The organism is Stenotrophomonas sp. YJH_SMC_57 (assembly GCF_059369755.1).
This window is the reverse complement of the sequence record NZ_JCAFSZ010000004.1, coordinates 74,766-90,948: the sequence shown is the minus strand read 5'-3', so window position 1 is coordinate 90,948 and position 16,183 is coordinate 74,766. Positions and strand designations below refer to the sequence as shown.

Here is a 16,183-nt window from a genome sequence, read left to right as displayed (position 1 = left end):
CGAACCTTGATCCACGCGCCAGCGCCATGACCGCCGCCGCGTCCGCTGCGGCACTGCCCCCGTTGATCGAACTGGACCGCGCCACCGTGGTGCGCGGCCAGGTGAAGGTGCTGCATGGGCTCAGCCTGCGCATCGCGCAGGGCCAGCACACCGCCCTGCTCGGCCCGAACGGCTGCGGCAAGTCGACCTTCATCAAGCTGATCACCCGCGAGCTGTACCCGCTGGCCCAGGGTGACGGCTCGGTGGCCGTGAAGGTGCTGGGCCAGAACCGCTGGCAGGTGGACCGGCTGCGCTCGCAGCTGGGCATCGTCACCGGTGACCTCAGCAGCAACCTGGCCGACATGCCCGGTCTGACCGTGGAACAGGCGGTGCTGTCCGGCTTCTTCGCCAGCTACGTGGTGCCGGCCTTCCGCGAAGTGACCGCCGACATGCGTACACGCGTCGGCGAGACGCTGGCGATGACCGGTGCGTTGTCGCTGCGCGAGCGCGTATACGCCGAGCTGTCGGCCGGCGAGACCCGCCGCGTGCTGATCGCGCGCGCACTGGTCAACCGGCCGCAGGCGCTGCTGCTGGACGAGCCGTCCACCGGACTGGACCTGGTCGCCCGCGAGCAGCTGGTGGCAACCATGCGGGTGCTGGCGCAGCAGGGCATCACCCTGGTGCTGGTAACCCACCACATCGAAGAGATCATTCCCGAGATCGAGCGGGTGGTGCTGCTGCGCGACGGCCGCGTTCTGGCCGATGGCAGCCGTGCCGAGCTGCTGCGCAACGAACCGCTGTCGGCGGTGTTCGGCGGCGCGATCACCGTATGCGAACAGGAAGGCCGGTTGACCGCTTACGCTGGATAGAAAGACGAATCGCTTTCCGTAGCCGGCTGTAGCGTCGAGCCATGCTCGACTGCCGTTCGCCGCGAGCAGAAGCAGCCGAGCATGGCTCGGCTCTACAGAAGGCGGAGCAGCGGGCCGAATCTTCCGGCCCGCTGCCCTTCTTGCTCAGAACCGCAACGCCAGCGCGCGCGATTCGATCGGGGCCATCCGGCTCTGGTCCTGCAGCTGCAGGTCACGCAGCTCATACGGCGCACCGAAGCCCGCGGGCAATGCGGCCTGGTCGAACGGCAGTACCAGCTGCCCCGCACCCGGGCCGTCGAACCACGCCGCCGCGTGCGCCTGCGCGACCGGCTTCAGCTGGCCATCGCGGCCGCTGGCGTACAGCGTGCCCCGCGCCTCGTAGCGGCCGGCGGCGGCCACCTGCAACGGCAACGCCACCTGGCGGCTGGCCGGGTCCGGTGCGGCCTGGCCACTGAAGCGCGCGGTCGGCCGCGCCACCGCGAAGGCCACCTTGCCATCGCGCAACACGCCATCGGCCTGGGCGAACACCTGCAGCTCCCACAGCCCCTGCGCAGTACCGACATCGGCCGGGATCCGCACCTGCGCGCGCAGACTGCCATCGGTGGTGCGCAGCAGGCGCTGCGGCCAGCTGCGGCCATCCGGTGCGACCAGCAGGGCTTCGCCGCCCAAGCCGCCACGACGTGATGCCAGCTGCGCGGCGGTGGCGCCGTCTTCCAGCAGGCGTGCCTGCAGCTGCACATTGCCACCGGCCAGCACCTGCGCCTGGCTGGCCTGCACCTCCAACCGCAGCGGGCTGTTCGGTTCCAGCACCTGCACCACGTAGCGGCCCTGCGCCTGTGCACTCTGCAGCGTGTACGCACCGACCGCGCTGGTCGCGCCGGTACGCAGCATGCTGCTGCCGTCACGCACTGGCATGCCGGCATCCTGCAGTGCGCGTGCATCGACACTGCGGGCCACGCTGCTGCGGCCGGCGGGGTCGCGTACCTGCAGGGTGCTGGCCGGCAGCGCGCGGGCACCTTCGGCCGGGCTCAGCTGGATCACTGCATCAGGCGCCGTCAGCGGCAGGTGCAGGCCGCGCTGCAGCTGCGCGCCATCGACCGGCTGCCAGTAGCTGCGGCTGACCGACGCATACGGCGTGGCGGCCTGCAGCGGTTGTGCCGGGTCCAGCGCCCAGGCAAACGACAACGGCGCGTGTTCGCTTTCATCAGCAGGCAGCGGCGCGGCCACCAGTGCCGCAGGCACCTGATCGCCTGCGCGGGTGGCTTGCAGCGGCTGTGCGGCCCGCGCCGCGGACAGGGAAAGGGACAGCACCGCCAGCATCGCGCTGGCCAGCAGCGTGGAATGGATCGTCATGGTCGTCTCCCTCACTGGGTCAGGTCGTTGCGCAGGATGGTGCCGAGGCCGAAGCACTCGCGCCGGCTCTGGTTGTGGCTGAGCGGCTCTGCCCCCTGGGTGCGCGCCTTGTCTGTGAACCAGGTGGTGCCGGCGGCCTTCTGGCTGCTGCACTCCAGGAAACCATCGGAGCAGGACGACAGCCAGTTCTGGGTGAACTCCAGACCGACATTGGCGGCGTAGCCGCCGCAGTAGCTGTTGCTGTCCCACACCGCCGATTCGACATCACTGCCGACCACCGCGCGGAAGGGTTTGGGCAATGCAGGGCGGCCGGCAGTGCCGTACAGGTTCTGCGCGTTGTAGGTGGCCATGCTCGCCACCTGCTGCTGGCGCACCGCGTCGTTCTTGTAGCCCAGCAGCCAGCCCAGCGAGGTTTCGAAGGTGTTGCCGTTGAGCACCGCATCGGCCAGTGGCGTGCCCGCCGAAGACGGTGCCAGCGCGTTGACCTTGCGTACCGTGCGGATGATCTTCGGGTAACGGCTGTCGTAGGTCGGGTTGGACAGGATCCAGCGCATCACGTTGCCGCCGTTGGAGTGGGTGATCACCACCAGCTGGGTGATGCCACGGCTGTCGATGAAGCTGGTCAGCTGGTTGGCCAGGCAGCCAGCGGCTTCCGGCTTCCACATGTACTGGGTGAAATCGCAGTTGATGACGACGTAGTTGCTGCTGTTCGGCAGACCCTGGCGCACGGTGTCGATGATGGCCGGCTGCCAGTAGTCCTGGGTGGCATTGGTCTGCGCGCCGGTGCCGTGCACGAAGGCCACGCCGACCACGTCGGCGGCCTGCGCCGGCGCTGTTGCCAGCCCGAGGACCAGGGCCAGGACGGTACTTCCTGTTGCGGTGCTGCGCATCGCTTCTCTCCCTCTGTCAGCGGATCCCCCCGACCCGGCTGTGACTGGACGGCCCCCGGTGCCTGCCGTTGTGCCGATGCTCACGGCGCAGGCGCGTGAAAGTCCGTGCGCTGCGCCCGGATTCAGAAGACTGAGGTCAATCGATGACGCTTTTCATATCGCGGCAATGACCGTGCCGGGTCTGGCGGTATGACCGATGGCCACTGCGGTGTCGTATGGGGGCTGCGATCATGGCGCGATGTTTTCTCCCCGGAGCCTGTCCATGTCGCTGATTTCCCACCCTGCCCGCCCGCTGCTCGGCCTTGCCGTCGCTGTGGCCCTGGCCGGTTGCGCCGCCACCGCCGCCAAGCCGACCGCCGTCGAAGCCAACATCACCACCAAGGCGGTGGGTTACCTGGACAAGAGCGCGGTACCGGCCAGCCTCGACCTGGTGCCGGCGCCGCCAGCGGCCGGTTCGGCTGCCCTCGCCCTCGACGAACAGGTCAGCCGTGAAGCCCGCGCGCTGCGTGGCAGCCCGCGCTTCGCCCAAGCCGGCATCGATGCCGAACTCAGCTTCCCCGAAGGCGCCAACCACTTCTCCTGTGCCGCCGACATCGACGTCGATGCGGTGAAGACCCCTGCCCTGTATCGCCTGCTGGAACGCAGCCGGATCGACGCCAGCGCCGCCACCAAGGCCGCCAAGAACCATTACCAGCGCCCGCGCCCGTTCATGGTCAACGGTGAGCCGACCTGCTCGCCGAAGGACGAGGACGGCCTGCGCAAGAACGGCTCCTACCCGTCGGGCCACACCTCGATCGGCTGGGCCTGGGCGCTGATCCTGTCGGAGATTGCGCCGGATCGCGCCGATGCCATCCAGGCCCGTGGCCGCAACTACGGCGAGAGCCGCCTGGTGTGCAACGTGCACTGGCAGAGCGACATCCTGGAAGGGCGCTTCATGGGCGCCGCTGCCGTTGCACGCCTGCACGACAACGCCGCGTTCAACAAGGACCTGCTGGCCGCACGCAGGGAAATCGCTGCCGCGCGCAAGGCCGGCCTGCACTCCAGCCGTGACTGCGCCACCGAGAATGCGGTGCTGAAGGTGCGCCCGCAGAGCGCGCTGTAAGCGCGCGCCGGATCAACCGTTGCCGGCCAGCGGCCGGCACTACCGGTAGGTGTGAAACAGAAGGGCCGGCATTGCGCCGGCCCTTCTTCATTGCACTATGGCAGCAACCGCATCAGAACTTCGCGGTGAACTCCACGCCCCAGGTACGCGGCTCGTTGAGGAAGCCGGTCAGGTTGTTGAAGTCGATCGCACCGACCACGCGGGTCTGGTTGGTCAGGTTGCGGCCGAACACGGCCACGTCGTACTGGCCGTAGTCCCAGTTGTAGCCCAGGCGCAGGCCGCCTTCCAGCGAACTACGGCCGCGGAATTCCGGCGACTCGTAGATGAAGAAGTTCACCGCGCTGCGGTAGGCCCAGTCGGTGTAGGCATACAGCTCGCTGCCATCGCTGAGCGGGAAGCCCACGCGCAGGGTCGCGTTGTGGATCCACTTCGGCGCCTGCGGCAGCGGATTGCCGTTGACCAGGGCGTAGGTCTGGCCGTTGATCACCGTGGTCGGATCGGTGATGGTGCAGCCACCGCCACAGATCGCCACCGCCAGGTTCTTGTCCTTGATCTCGGTGTCGTTGTAGCTGCTGCCGAAGGTCAGCAGGACGTTGTCGGCCAGGTAGGCCTCCAGGTCCAGCTCCACGCCCTGGCCGATGGTCTTGTTGGCGTTGAGCAGGGTGGCGGTGTTGTTGCTGCCGCCCACCGCGATCAGCTGCTGGCCATCGACGTTGTAGCGGAACACGCTCAGGCCCAGGCGCGCGCGACGCTCGAACAGGTCGGCCTTGATGCCGGCTTCATACGAGATCACCTTCTCCGAATCGGCCTGCGACAGGCCCGGGGCGAAGGCCAGGCGGCCCTGGATCGACGGAGCGCGGAAGCCCTTGGCCACGCGGGCGTAGGCATTGATGTCGTCGGTCAGCTTGTACACGCCGCTGACATCCCAGCTGACGTCGTTGACGTCGGTGTTGGCCAGGTACGGGCCACTGACCGGGGTGCCGAACGGAACGGCCTGCAGCACGCTGGCGCTGAAGTCCTTCTTGTCCTGGGTGTAGCGCACGCCGGCACGCAGCTTGAAGCGGTCGGTGACATCGAAGTCACCCGAGGCGAACACCGCCCAGGCCTTGTTGCGCTGGTTCTGCACCACGTGGCCGGTCTGCGGATTGCCCGGGGTCAGCGAGTCGTAGTTGAAGTTGTTGATGGTCACGTCTTCATCGAAGTAGAAGACGCCGGCCTGCCAGTCGAAGCGGCCCCACTCGTTGGACTCGATGCGGACTTCCTGCGTCCACTGGCGGTGGTGCGGCAGGCCGTCGGCCGACTCGGACGAGAACGGAATCAGGCCCGGGCCGTAGTTGCCGGCACCCAGGAAAGCTGCACCGTAGCCGCCGTCGATGTCGCCACGGTTGAGCGATTCGGCGGTCTCGTAACCGGTGATCGAGTGCAGGGTCACCGAGCCGAGGTTCCACTGCAGGCGCGCGCTGCCACCCCAGGTTTCCAGGTCGGAGAAGTTGACGCCGTCGTTGGCCACCTTGTCGCGGTCGAAGTTCTCGACCAGCGAATTGCCGCCCTTCTGGATGATGTTGGCGCGGAACAGGCGCGCGGTGCCGTTGAGCTTGCGCTTGTGCAGGTTGAACAGCGCTTCGAAGTCATCGCCTTCGTACAGGAACTGCACGCGGCCGGCCGCTTCGTCGTAGCCTTCGAAGCCGCTGTTGGGCGCGCCGGCGCGGGTGTTGTCGACCCAATCGTCGCGGCGCTGGTAGATCGCCGACACGCGCGCCGACCAGCGGTCGGTCAGCGGGCCGCCATAGGCGCCCTGCACGTTCCAGCTGTTGTAGCTGCCGTAGCCGACGCGGATGTAGCCATCGGCATCCTGCGACGGACGCGCCGAATCGAACTTGACCACGCCGGCCGGGGTGTTGCGGCCGAACAGCGTGCCCTGCGGGCCGCGCAGCACTTCCACGTTGGCCAGGTCGAACAGCGGGAAGCCCTTCAGCAGCGGGCTTTCCTGCACCACGTCGTCATACACCAGCGACACCGGCTGCGAGGCATTGAGGTCGAAATCGGTGTTGCCCAGGCCCCGGATGTAGAAGCGCGGGAAGGCACGGCCGTAGGACGACTCGATGTTGAGGCTGGGCACGCGCGCGGCCAGGAAGCGGATGTCATCGCCGGCCGAGCCGAGCACATCCAGCTTCTCGCCCTGGATCGCGCTCAGTGCAACCGGTACGTCCTTGGCGTTCTCGACGCGGCGCTGCGCGGTCACCTGCAGGGCATCGAGGGCAACCGGATCCTTGGCAGCGGGGGTTTCCTGGGCGGCTGCTACCAGCGGCAGCAGGGCGGAAAGAGCGGCAACGAGGGGGCGCGCGACCGGAAATCGGCCACGGGAGGTGCGGGTCGGGGACATGGCGGTAGGCTGTGTTTGGAGGGGTGGTAAAACGGCGCTACCAGATAATTGTTGCAATACAGCACCTGCCTCGCAAATGCCTGCCGTTCATGGCGCCGTCGCCCGCGCCCCGGCGCGCTCGCTAGACTCGGGGTTTTCCAGCCCCGCCGAGCCGTCGCGATGACCCAGTGGTACTTCCATGCCTCCGCCCAGGCCGACCGTGTCGGCCCGCTCGATGACCCGGCCGCGCGGCGCTACGCGCAGGCCAACCCGCGCGCGCTGGCCTGGTGCCAGGGCATGAGCGGATGGACTCCCATCCCCGACGTGGCCGAGCTGCAGGTGCCGGCACCGGGCATGCCCACGACCCCGCCGCCGGTCCCCGCTGTCTCCAGCGGCCGCGCCGACGACATCGACTTCCGCATCGTCGGGCATGAAATGCAGTTCGTGGAGATCGAGCTCGACCCCGGCGAAAGCGCCATCGCCGAGGCCGGCGCGCTGATGTTCAAGGACGCCACGGTGCAGATGGATACGGTGTTCGGCGCTGCCAATGGCGACCAGGGCGGTTTCATGGGCAAGGTGATGGCCGCCGGCAAGCGCGTGCTGACCGGCGAGAGCCTGTTCGCCACCGTCTACACCCAGAGCGGCCATGGCAAGGGCAAGGTCGCCTTCGCCGCGCCCTACCCCGGCACCGTGCTGGCAATGAAGCTGGACCAGCATGGCGGCCGCCTGATCTGCCAGAAGGACAGCTTCCTGGCCGGCGCGCGCGGCGTGCAGATCGGCGTGCAGTTCCAGCGCAGGATCATGACCGGGCTGTTCGGCGGCGAGGGCTTCATCATGCAGAAGCTGGAGGGCGACGGCTGGGTGTTCATCCACGCTGGCGGCTGCGTGATCGAGCGCGAGCTGGCGGCTGGCGAGCGCCTGGACGTGGATACCGGCTGCGTGGTGGCCTACCACCCGACCGTGGACATGGATGTGCGCCGTGTCACCGGCGTCAAGAGCATGCTGTTCGGTGGCGAGGGCGTGTTCCTGGCCACGTTGACCGGCCCGGGCAAGGTCTGGCTGCAATCGCTGCCGTTCTCGCGCCTGGCCGGACGCATGTGGATGGCGGCGCCGCAGGGCGGTGGCCAGAGCCGTGGTGAGGGCTCGGTGCTCGGCGGACTGGGCCGGATGCTGGACGGCGACAACCGGTTCTGACCCGCTCGCCCGGTAGGTGCCGACCTTGGTCGGCACTGGAATCTGCGTGTGCCGACCTTGGTAGGCACCTACCGCACCCCTTTCCTGAATGGGCGAGGCTCCCCACCCTGCCCGCCCCGCCAGCGCTTCGGTATGCTGGCGCCCTTTCCAGAATCCAGCGCCGCGAGCGCACTGCCGATGAGCCTGTTCCGCCCCCGCATGCTGCTGTCCGTCGCCCTGATCGGCCTGCTGGCCGGCTGCGGCGGCGATCCGGTCCGTCCCGCGCCGCCGCCGGCACCGACCGTGGTGCCGCAGGCCAAGCCGGTGAAGATCGGCATCGCGCTGGGTGGCGGCGCGGCCAAGGGCTTCGCCCACATCGGCGTGATCAAGATGCTGGAAGCCAACGGCTTCGAACCGGTGGTGGTGTCCGGCACCAGCGCCGGCAGCGTGGTCGGCGCCCTGTATGCCAGCGGCATGGACGCGTTCCAGATGCAGAGCAAGGCGGTGGCACTGGATGAAGCCAGCATCCGCGACGTGCGCCTGTTCTCCGGTGGCCTGGTGCAGGGCCAGAAGCTGCAGGACTACGTCAACGAACAGGTGGCCAACCGCCCGGCCGAACGCCTGAAGAAGCCGTTCGCCGCGGTCGCCACGCAGCTGGAAACCGGCGAGCGCGCGATCTTCGTGCGCGGCAACGTCGGCCAGGCCGTGCGCGCGTCAAGCAGCATCCCCGGCGTGTTCGAGCCGGTGAAGATCGGTGGCCACAACTACATCGATGGCGGCGTGGTCAGCCCGGTGCCGGTGGATGCCGCGCGCCAGCTCGGCGCAGACTTCGTGATCGCCGTGGACATCTCCAGCAAGGCCAGTGGCAAGGCGCCCACCGGCATGCTCGGCATCGTCAACCAGTCGATCTCGATCATGGGCCAGCGCCTGGGCGAGCAGGAACTGGCGCGCGCCGACATCGTGATCCGGCCGAAGGTACTGGACATCGGCGCTGCCGATTTCAGCCAGCGCGGCACCGCGATCCTGGAGGGCGAGAAGGCCGCGATGGCGGCGATGCCGCAGATCCGCGCCAAGATCCAGCAGTTGCAGAAGGCCCGTGCCGCCGCCGCGGCACCGGCACCGGTTGCCGCGCCGAAGTGCGAGGAAGCCTCGCGCTTGGGCAAGCTGATGGGCCGCAAGGACAAGTGCTGAACACCCCGGCGCACCGCCACTGAGCGGTGCGCCGCTCAGCGCGCGTGGCGATGGCCTGCGGCGTGCTGGCGCTCCTGCCGCATCTGCTCCCTGGACCGTTCGTGCTCGGCCGCGCTCTGCTGCAGCTGCGCCACCGCATCGCCGGGCAGCCACAGTTGCCGGCTGGCCCGGGTCATCGCCACATAGGCCGCGCGCACCGGGCTGTGCCGCGAACGCTTGCCGGCGACCGCCTTGAAGCAGCAGTCGGACATCGAGACGACATCGAACTGCAGGTTCTTGGCATGTTCGGCCAGGCACAGCACGATCTGGCTGTCCTCGACGGGAACCAGCGCCTGCAATGTCTGCATGATCCGTTGCCCGCCATCGCTGCGGGTAAACAGGTCTGCCAGCCGTCCTTCGCCACGTGCCACGAACTGCTCGACCACCCGTTCCCAAGGCCGCAGCGAACCGCCTTGGCGCACCACGTTCCATGCTTCGATCGGCTCGCGCAGGGCGCTGTGCAGCGGCCGCAGCGTGGCCGGGTGGATATGCAGCCGCGCGCCCCGCGCATGCAGGCGCACCGCATCCTCCATCAGCCGTACCACGTCGCCGTAGATGCGGATGCCTGCATCGGGCACCTGTGACCAGTCGGCGTACTGCAGCAGCCCGGTGGCGCGATCGGTGGCACCGGCAAACGGTTCCGCATCGCGCCCCAGGTAGTCCATCGCCAGCGTCTGGTTGACCAGTTCATCCACCTGCCGGCCCTGCCGCACCGACTGGTGCATCTCCACCCGCTTGGCCGCCTGCCAGCGATGCACGTTTCCGCTCAGGCGCTGGTGCGGATCGCCCAGGCTGACCACGCCCGGCGCATGCGCGGCCAACAGCTGCCGCCAGGCGGGACTGAGATCGTGTGCCTCGTCGATCAGCAGCATGCCCAGTTCCAGCGGCGGTGCGACGCCCTGCAACCACAGCCACTTGCCGATATGCGCCGCGGTCAGGCTGAGGCAGCCTCCGCGCTGGACACCGGCATCGAACATGCAGCGCCACACCTGCTCGGCCGCCGCGATGTAGGGATCGGCGTTGATCATGGCCCAGTGCACGGTGCGCTTGAAGTGCCACGGTTGCAGGCTCGCCGCAGACGATGCGCACCACTGGGTGATTGCATCGAGTGCGGTGCGCAGCACCTGTTCCGGTGTTCTGCTGCCGATGGGCTGCAGGCCGATCCGGTCGGCGATGACGCGCGGTGACAGCGTGCTGATCCGGTAGGTGGCGACGAAGCCCCGGGTCTTTCCACTGCGCGCGGCATGCTGCGCGAGATGGTTGGCGAACTCGATCTGGGTCATCAGCCGCCTGGCGGTGCTGGCCGGCACGCGGGCTCGGAACGCGTCCACCTGCCCTCGCGAGGGCGCGATATAGGTGTAGCGGCCCGGCCGCGCGTCCATCAGCGCCAGCACCAGGTGGCCCTTGCCGGTGCCGGCGTAGCCATCGAGGTCGATCAGTTCATCCGGATTGGCCGCGATGGCACGCAGCACACGGGCCTGTTCGGAGGTGTACAGGCCATGGTGTTCAAACGCCCGCGCGTCCGTCGCCATCGCCTCGCCGGGGTCCTGCGCGCCGTCTTCATCCTCGCTGCCGAAGGCGGCGGGAAAGTGGATCTCCTGTTCGACCAGGGTCTCCTGGCAGGCCAGCTGCAAGGCCAGTCCCGGGTAGGCCTGCGGGGATTGCCCGATGAAGTCCTGCAGGATCTCCGCCGGTGCCAGCAGCACGCCATGGGCGGCCAGCGCGGACAGCCAGGCGTCCAGTTCCGGCTGTGCACCACCGCCGGCACCCGCCAGCTGCTTGCCCGCGTCCTCGCTGCTGGCAAACAGCACGCAGGCGTCATGCAGCAGGCGCTCGATCTCGGCCGGCGCATGCAGGCGCGCGCGGCACAGCTGCGCGGCCATCAACCCGGCCTGTTCGAGCGCGGTCTGCGGTGGGGTGCCATGGGCGATGTAGCGCGCCAGCGACTTGCGCTGCAGCGGCAGGAAGGTGGTGTTGAGCACCGGGTGCTGGAGTCGGGACATGCCTGGAGCCGGAAAGGAACGCTGCGCCGTGCGCAGGGCGGTGATGCTCGGCTACCCGCCCGGCCGCGTCAAATCGCGGCGGCGCTCATTCCAGCTGCGACAGCGGCAACGCCTGGAAGCCCTTCACTGTGCGCAGCACGAAGCTGGAATTGGCGTCGGCCACGCCACCGGCGTTGAGCAGGCGGTCCAGCAGGAAGTGCGAGAAGTGCTCCAGGTCGCGCACATAGACGTGCAGCAGGTAGTCCATGTCGCCGGTCAGCGCATGGCAGGCCACCACCTCATCCCAGCCCTGCACGCTGTCCACGAAGTGGCCGATGGCGGCCTGGTCGTGCTTCTCCAGCTGCACCCGTACGAAGGCCTGCAGGCCCAGGCGCAGCTGCCGCGGCTCCAGCCGCGCGCCATAACCGACGATCACGCCTTCGCTTTCCAGCCGCTGCAGGCGACGCAGGCAGGCCGAGGGCGACAGGTTCACCCGCGTCGCCAGCTCGGCGTTGGTGGCGCGTCCATCCCGCTGGATTTCGGCCAGCAGACGTATATCCGTGCGATCGAACTGGACTTCTCCGGCCATTGTTGCCCCGCAACATGGTGAGTACGCAATGATATTGCGCCAACAAGGCCAATCGGCGCAACTTTTGCAACCCTGTTGCGCGCTGCCTGCCCTAGCATCGTGGGTATGCCCATCAAGGAGCGTCCCATGGATCTCGCCCAGCCCCGCCGCGTCGAACACCAGCAGACCGACAAGGGCTACGTGCCGGTGTACACCACCGCGCTCGTCGAGCAGCCGTGGGACACCTACAGCGCCGATGACCACGCCACCTGGAGCACGCTGTACCAGCGCCAGCGCGAGCTGCTGGTCGGCCGCGCCTGCCAGGAGTTCCTCGATGCGCAGGACGAGATGGGCATGAGCGCGCACATGATTCCGCGCTTCGACCAGCTCAACGAAGTGCTCGGCGCCGCCACCGGCTGGACCCTGGTCGGCGTCGAAGGCCTGCTGCCGGAACTGGATTTCTTCGACCACCTGGCCAACCGCCGTTTCCCGGTGACGTGGTGGATCCGTCGCCCGGACCAGATCGACTACATCGCCGAGCCGGACCTGTTCCACGATCTGTTCGGCCACGTGCCGCTGCTGATGAACCCGGTGTTCGCCGACTACATGGAGGCCTACGGCCGCGGTGGCGTCAAAGCCCACGCGATCGGCCCGGATGCGCTGCAGAACCTGACCCGCCTGTACTGGTACACGGTGGAATTCGGCCTGATCGACACGCCTCAGGGCCTGCGCATCTACGGTGCCGGCATCGTGTCGTCGAAGGGCGAATCGCTGTACTCGCTGGAATCGGCCGCGCCCAACCGCATCGGCTTCGACCTGCAGCGGATCATGCGCACCAAATACCGCATCGATACCTTCCAGAAGACCTACTTCGTCATCGACAGCTTCGAACAGCTGATGCAGGCGACGTCGCCGGACTTCACGCCGATCTATGCCGCACTGGCCGACCAGGCGCACCTGCCGGCCGGTGATGTGCAGCGCGATGACCGCGTGTTCCAGGCCGGTACCGGTGAAGGCTGGGCCGACGGCGGCGACGTGTAAACACGCGGTCGCGCAGGTAGTCTGCGGGACATGACTGATGTGTTTGCTGCCTTCCGCGTCACCGACGTCGCCTTCGACGACGACTTCATCCTGCTGACCCTCGCCGATGGCCGCCGCACCCGCCAGCCACTGCGCTGGGCGCCCGCGCTGTTCGAAGCCACGACCGAACAGCGCGCGCACTGGGTCGCCACCGCCGATGGCCTGGGCGTGAACTGGCCCGCACTGCTGCCGCCGCGCGAGGATGGCGTGGTCGATGTTCCCAACCAGGTGTGGGACGACCACTACGAGGCGGCGCTGGCGCGCTTGAAGGCGGCTGCATGGGCGCTGGATGCGTTGTCCGATGAAGACCAGCAGCTGGTGGCGCTGTGGCGCATGGAAGCGGACATCAACAACGGCGGCTTCATGCAGTTCCTGTGCAACTGGGGTGACCCTACCTGCCAGCTGGCGCTGCGTGCGTTGCAGGCGATGGGCGCGGTGCAGACCCACGCGATCCTGGCCGGCATGCGCGGGTTGCTGGACCGGCTGGAAGACGACCCGGCAATCACACAGCTGCACGACCTGTATGGCGCGATGACCGAGCAGGAGCAGGCCGCCCTGCATGCCTTTGACGAAGCCTATTTCGAGCGGCCGGAAGACCTGGCGCGGCTGGGGCTGAAGCACTTCGGGCCGGAGCCGTTGTAGAGCCAAGCGCGGATCGCGTTGATCTGTAGAGCCGAGCCCATGCTCGGCTGCGTTCAATCACGCGGGTACGCCAGCAGCACCACCAGATCCTCCTCACCCACCTGCTGCAGCGCGTGCGTGCTGCCGGTGCGCGTCAGCAGCGCGTGGCCCGCCCGCACGTCGTGCTGCTTTCCATCCAGCACGTAGCTGCCCTGCCCGCTCACGATGTAATAGATCTCATCCTTGTGCTGCGGGTGCAGGCCGATGCCGGCGCCCTTGTGCAGCACGCGCTTGCGCAGCACGAACGGCAGGTCCGCGGCGTCGGCGAAGAACGGGTACGCGGTGGTCGGACCGGCGCCGCCATGCGGGCCTGGCTGCATGCGTGCAACCGTGTCTTCATGCATCACCTGCGAGGGTCGCTGCGCATCGGCGCCCTGCCCTGCGCCCATCACATCGCAGTCGATGTCACGCACCAGCGCCGGTTGCAATGCGGGCAGCAGTGGCACCGCCTCGCGCAGCACCAGGCAGGCCACTGCATTGGCACCGGCCACGCTGAAGTGGGTGCCGTCGGCTTTGTTCTGCGCAGGCACGAACAGGAAGTACGGGCGCGCGCCCTGTTCGCCCAACGCACGTATCCAGCGCGTGCTGCGGTCATTGAGCTCGATCAGCGCGACGTGTTCGCGCGCAGCCAGCTGCTGCATCGCCAGCGTGTAACGCGCGTGCGTATCCAGCAGCGATCCGAAGTCGTGCAGCAGCCGCGCCACCGGCGTGACCAGCACCGGCGTGGCGCCCTTGTCACGCGCCACCTGCACATAGCGCATCAGCAGGCGCGGATAGTCGGTGTCCGGGTCGGTGTAACGCGTGCGGTCTTCGAACTTCGCATCGTTGTGGCCGAACTGGATCAGCAGCACGTCGCCGCGGCGCAGCTCGCTGGCGATCGCCTCCAGGCGCCCTTCGTCGATGAAGCTGCGTGTGCTGCGCCCGCCCTTGGCGTGGTTGTGCACTTCGAAGCGCGCCGGGTCCAGGTAGCTCTGCAGCGCCTGGCCCCAGCCCGCCTGCGGCGCACGCTCCGGCCCATACTCGGCGGCGGTGGAGTCACCGGCGATGAACAGCCGCACCGGCGCCGCCTGCGCGGTGGTGCACGAGAGCAGCAACAGCAGCAGCAGGTTGCGCATGGCGGAGCCCCGGTAGTGCCGGCCGCTGGCCGGCAACCTCATTAACGATGAAAGCACCGCCTCGATGCCGGCCAGCGGCCGGCACTACCCAAGACCGCGCGTCAGCGCGCCAGCCAACCACCATCCACCGGCAGCACCGCACCGTTGATGTAATCCGACGCCGACGACGCCAGGAACACGGCCGCACCGGCCAGGTCGTCCGGGGTGCCCCAGCGGCCGGCCGGGATGCGGTCGAGGATGGCCTTGTTGCGGTCCTGGTCGGCGCGCAGCTGGGCGGTGTTGTCGGTGGCCATGTAGCCCGGCGCAATGGCATTGATGTTCACGCCCTTGCCTGCCCACTCGTTGGCCAGCAGGCGGGTGATGCCGGCGATACCGCTCTTGCTGGCGGTGTACGACGGCACGCGGATACCGCCCTGGAACGACAGCATCGAAGCAATGTTGATGATCTTGCCGTGGCCCTGTTCGATGAAATGGCGGCCGGCAGCCTGCGAGATGAAGAACGCAGACTTGATGTTGACGTTCATCACGTCATCCCAGTCCTGCTCGCTGAAGTCCACCGCATCGGCACGGCGAATCAGGCCGGCGTTGTTGACCAGGATGTCCAGCCCGCCCAGGCCCTCGATGGTTTCGCGCACCACGCGCGCCACCGGCTCGATGCTGATCAGGTTGGCCTCGATGGCCAGGCAGCGGCGTCCCAGCGCGGTGATCTTTTCGATGGTTTCGGTGGGCGGGGCGATGCCGGCCACGGCGACGTCGGCGCCAGCGGCGGCCAATGCCACGGCGATGCCCTGGCCCAGGCCGGTATTACCACCGGTTACCAGAGCGACCTTGCCTTCCAGGCTGAAGGGATTAGCCATTGCGTATGCATTCCTTGATAGAGGCGAGCGGGATCAGCGGCAACGGCCGCCGGCACGCGGTGCGTGGCGGCCGGGCAGGGCTTACTTGAGCTGGCAGATGTCCAGCACGTGCATGTCGGTGTAATCGAGGTTCTCGCCACCCATCGCCCAGATGAAGGCGTAGTTGCTGGTGCCGGCGCCCATGTGGATCGACCACGGCGGTGACACCACCGCTTCGTTGTTCTGGATCACGATGTGACGCTGCGCGGCCGGCTCACCCATGAAGTGGTAGACGCGGTCGCTGTCACCGAGGTCGAAGTAGAAGTAGACCTCGCTGCGGCGGTCGTGCAGGTGCGGCGGCATGGTGTTCCAGACGCTGCCCGGCTTGAGCACGGTCAGGCCCAGCAGCAGCTGCGAGGACTGGCAGGTGGCCGGCACGATGTACTGGTAGATGGTGCGCTCGTTGCTGGTTTCCAGCGCGCCGCGATCCAGCGCCACCGCATCCTTGATCGACAGCTGCCTGGTTTCGAAGCGAGCGTGGGCGGGGGTCGAAGCCAGGTAGAACTGCGCCGGGTTGGCGGCGTCCTGCGAGGCGAACACGACATCCTTGCTGCCCATGGCCACGTACAGGCCGTCCTTCGGACCCAGCGTGTAGACCGTGCCGTCGACGGTGATGGTACCGGTGCCACTGCCGACGTTGATCACGCCCAGTTCCCGGCGTTCCAGGAACGGATGGCCCGCCGCCGACGCCGGTTCGGTCTGGGTCGGCAGGGCCAGCGGTGCGTCCACCGGTGCGGCACCACCGATCACGAAGCGCTCGTAGTGGGTGTACTTGAGGGTCACCGCACCGGCATTGAACAGGCCATCGAGCAGGTACAGGTCGCGCAGCTGGTCGTTGCTGGCACCGTTGATGGCATCGGGATGGGTGGCGTAGTGGGTCTTGCAGTACATGGCTTCTCCAGA

General features: G+C 68.0%; 14 protein-coding genes. 6 read left to right on the top strand and 8 right to left on the bottom strand.

Going from position 1 to position 16,183, the window contains the following annotated elements; translation table 11 throughout:
* The first annotated feature begins 26 nt into the window (after nt 1–26).
* Nucleotides 27–848, top strand: coding sequence for an ABC transporter ATP-binding protein (locus AC5P7U_RS06235; protein WP_197564463.1), 822 nt, complete (start codon nt 27–29; stop codon nt 846–848).
* A 144-nt stretch (nt 849–992) separates the two neighbouring features.
* On the opposite strand, the gene AC5P7U_RS06230 is transcribed toward AC5P7U_RS06235, so the two are convergent.
* Nucleotides 993–2,201 carry a DUF4785 domain-containing protein gene (locus AC5P7U_RS06230; RefSeq protein WP_197564464.1) on the bottom strand — a complete coding sequence of 403 codons (1,209 nt, stop codon included), beginning with the start codon at nt 2,199–2,201 and terminating at the stop codon, nt 993–995.
* 11 nt (nt 2,202–2,212) lie between these two features.
* Nucleotides 2,213–3,091, bottom strand: a complete 879-nt coding sequence (locus AC5P7U_RS06225; RefSeq protein ID WP_004153391.1) for a hypothetical protein — start codon at nt 3,089–3,091, stop codon at nt 2,213–2,215.
* A gap of 262 nt (nt 3,092–3,353) precedes the next feature.
* On the opposite strand from AC5P7U_RS06225, the gene AC5P7U_RS06220 reads away from it, so the two are divergent.
* Complete coding sequence (locus AC5P7U_RS06220) at nt 3,354–4,193, top strand: acid phosphatase (protein WP_004153390.1); 840 nt, start codon at nt 3,354–3,356, stop codon at nt 4,191–4,193.
* Nucleotides 4,194–4,305: 112 nt separating this feature from the next.
* On the opposite strand, the gene AC5P7U_RS06215 is transcribed toward AC5P7U_RS06220, so the two are convergent.
* Nucleotides 4,306–6,576, bottom strand: coding sequence for a TonB-dependent receptor (locus AC5P7U_RS06215; protein WP_197564467.1), 2,271 nt, complete (start codon nt 6,574–6,576; stop codon nt 4,306–4,308).
* Nucleotides 6,577–6,735: 159 nt separating this feature from the next.
* Here AC5P7U_RS06215 and AC5P7U_RS06210 point away from each other — a divergent pair, with 159 nt between their 5' ends.
* Nucleotides 6,736–7,749 carry a TIGR00266 family protein gene (locus AC5P7U_RS06210; protein WP_312560668.1) on the top strand — a complete coding sequence of 338 codons (1,014 nt, stop codon included), beginning with the start codon at nt 6,736–6,738 and terminating at the stop codon, nt 7,747–7,749.
* 177 nt (nt 7,750–7,926) lie between these two features.
* Nucleotides 7,927–8,919 (top strand): patatin-like phospholipase family protein, encoded by a 993-nt coding sequence (locus tag AC5P7U_RS06205; protein ID WP_197564469.1) that lies wholly within the window; start codon nt 7,927–7,929, stop codon nt 8,917–8,919.
* 35 nt (nt 8,920–8,954) lie between these two features.
* On the opposite strand, the gene AC5P7U_RS06200 is transcribed toward AC5P7U_RS06205, so the two are convergent.
* Both AC5P7U_RS06200 and AC5P7U_RS06195 read right to left on the bottom strand, forming a co-directional pair.
* Entirely contained in the window at nt 8,955–10,961 is a 2,007-nt protein-coding gene (locus AC5P7U_RS06200) for a hypothetical protein (protein WP_312560672.1), read from the bottom strand.
* 85 nt (nt 10,962–11,046) lie between these two features.
* Nucleotides 11,047–11,529: an Lrp/AsnC family transcriptional regulator gene (locus tag AC5P7U_RS06195; RefSeq protein ID WP_004153377.1), complete on the bottom strand. Its 483-nt coding sequence runs from the start codon at nt 11,527–11,529 to the stop codon at nt 11,047–11,049.
* Between the two features lie 126 nt (nt 11,530–11,655).
* Between AC5P7U_RS06195 and phhA the strand changes: the two genes are divergently transcribed.
* Nucleotides 11,656–12,549 carry a phenylalanine 4-monooxygenase gene (phhA, locus tag AC5P7U_RS06190; protein ID WP_308309557.1) on the top strand — a complete coding sequence of 298 codons (894 nt, stop codon included), beginning with the start codon at nt 11,656–11,658 and terminating at the stop codon, nt 12,547–12,549.
* A 30-nt stretch (nt 12,550–12,579) separates the two neighbouring features.
* Complete coding sequence (locus AC5P7U_RS06185) at nt 12,580–13,230, top strand: DMP19 family protein (RefSeq protein WP_197564472.1); 651 nt, start codon at nt 12,580–12,582, stop codon at nt 13,228–13,230.
* A gap of 53 nt (nt 13,231–13,283) precedes the next feature.
* Here AC5P7U_RS06185 and AC5P7U_RS06180 read toward each other — a convergent pair whose 3' ends face one another.
* The 3 genes from AC5P7U_RS06180 to kduI form a co-directional block, all read right to left on the bottom strand.
* Nucleotides 13,284–14,384, bottom strand: coding sequence for a GDSL-type esterase/lipase family protein (locus tag AC5P7U_RS06180; protein WP_414554843.1), 1,101 nt, complete (start codon nt 14,382–14,384; stop codon nt 13,284–13,286).
* A 101-nt stretch (nt 14,385–14,485) separates the two neighbouring features.
* On the bottom strand, nt 14,486–15,241 hold the full coding sequence (kduD, locus tag AC5P7U_RS06175) for a 2-dehydro-3-deoxy-D-gluconate 5-dehydrogenase KduD (RefSeq protein WP_049456664.1): 756 nt from the start codon (nt 15,239–15,241) through the stop codon (nt 14,486–14,488).
* An 81-nt stretch (nt 15,242–15,322) separates the two neighbouring features.
* On the bottom strand, nt 15,323–16,171 hold the full coding sequence (gene kduI, locus AC5P7U_RS06170; RefSeq protein ID WP_049456665.1) for a 5-dehydro-4-deoxy-D-glucuronate isomerase: 849 nt from the start codon (nt 16,169–16,171) through the stop codon (nt 15,323–15,325).
* Nucleotides 16,172–16,183: the final 12 nt, after the last annotated feature.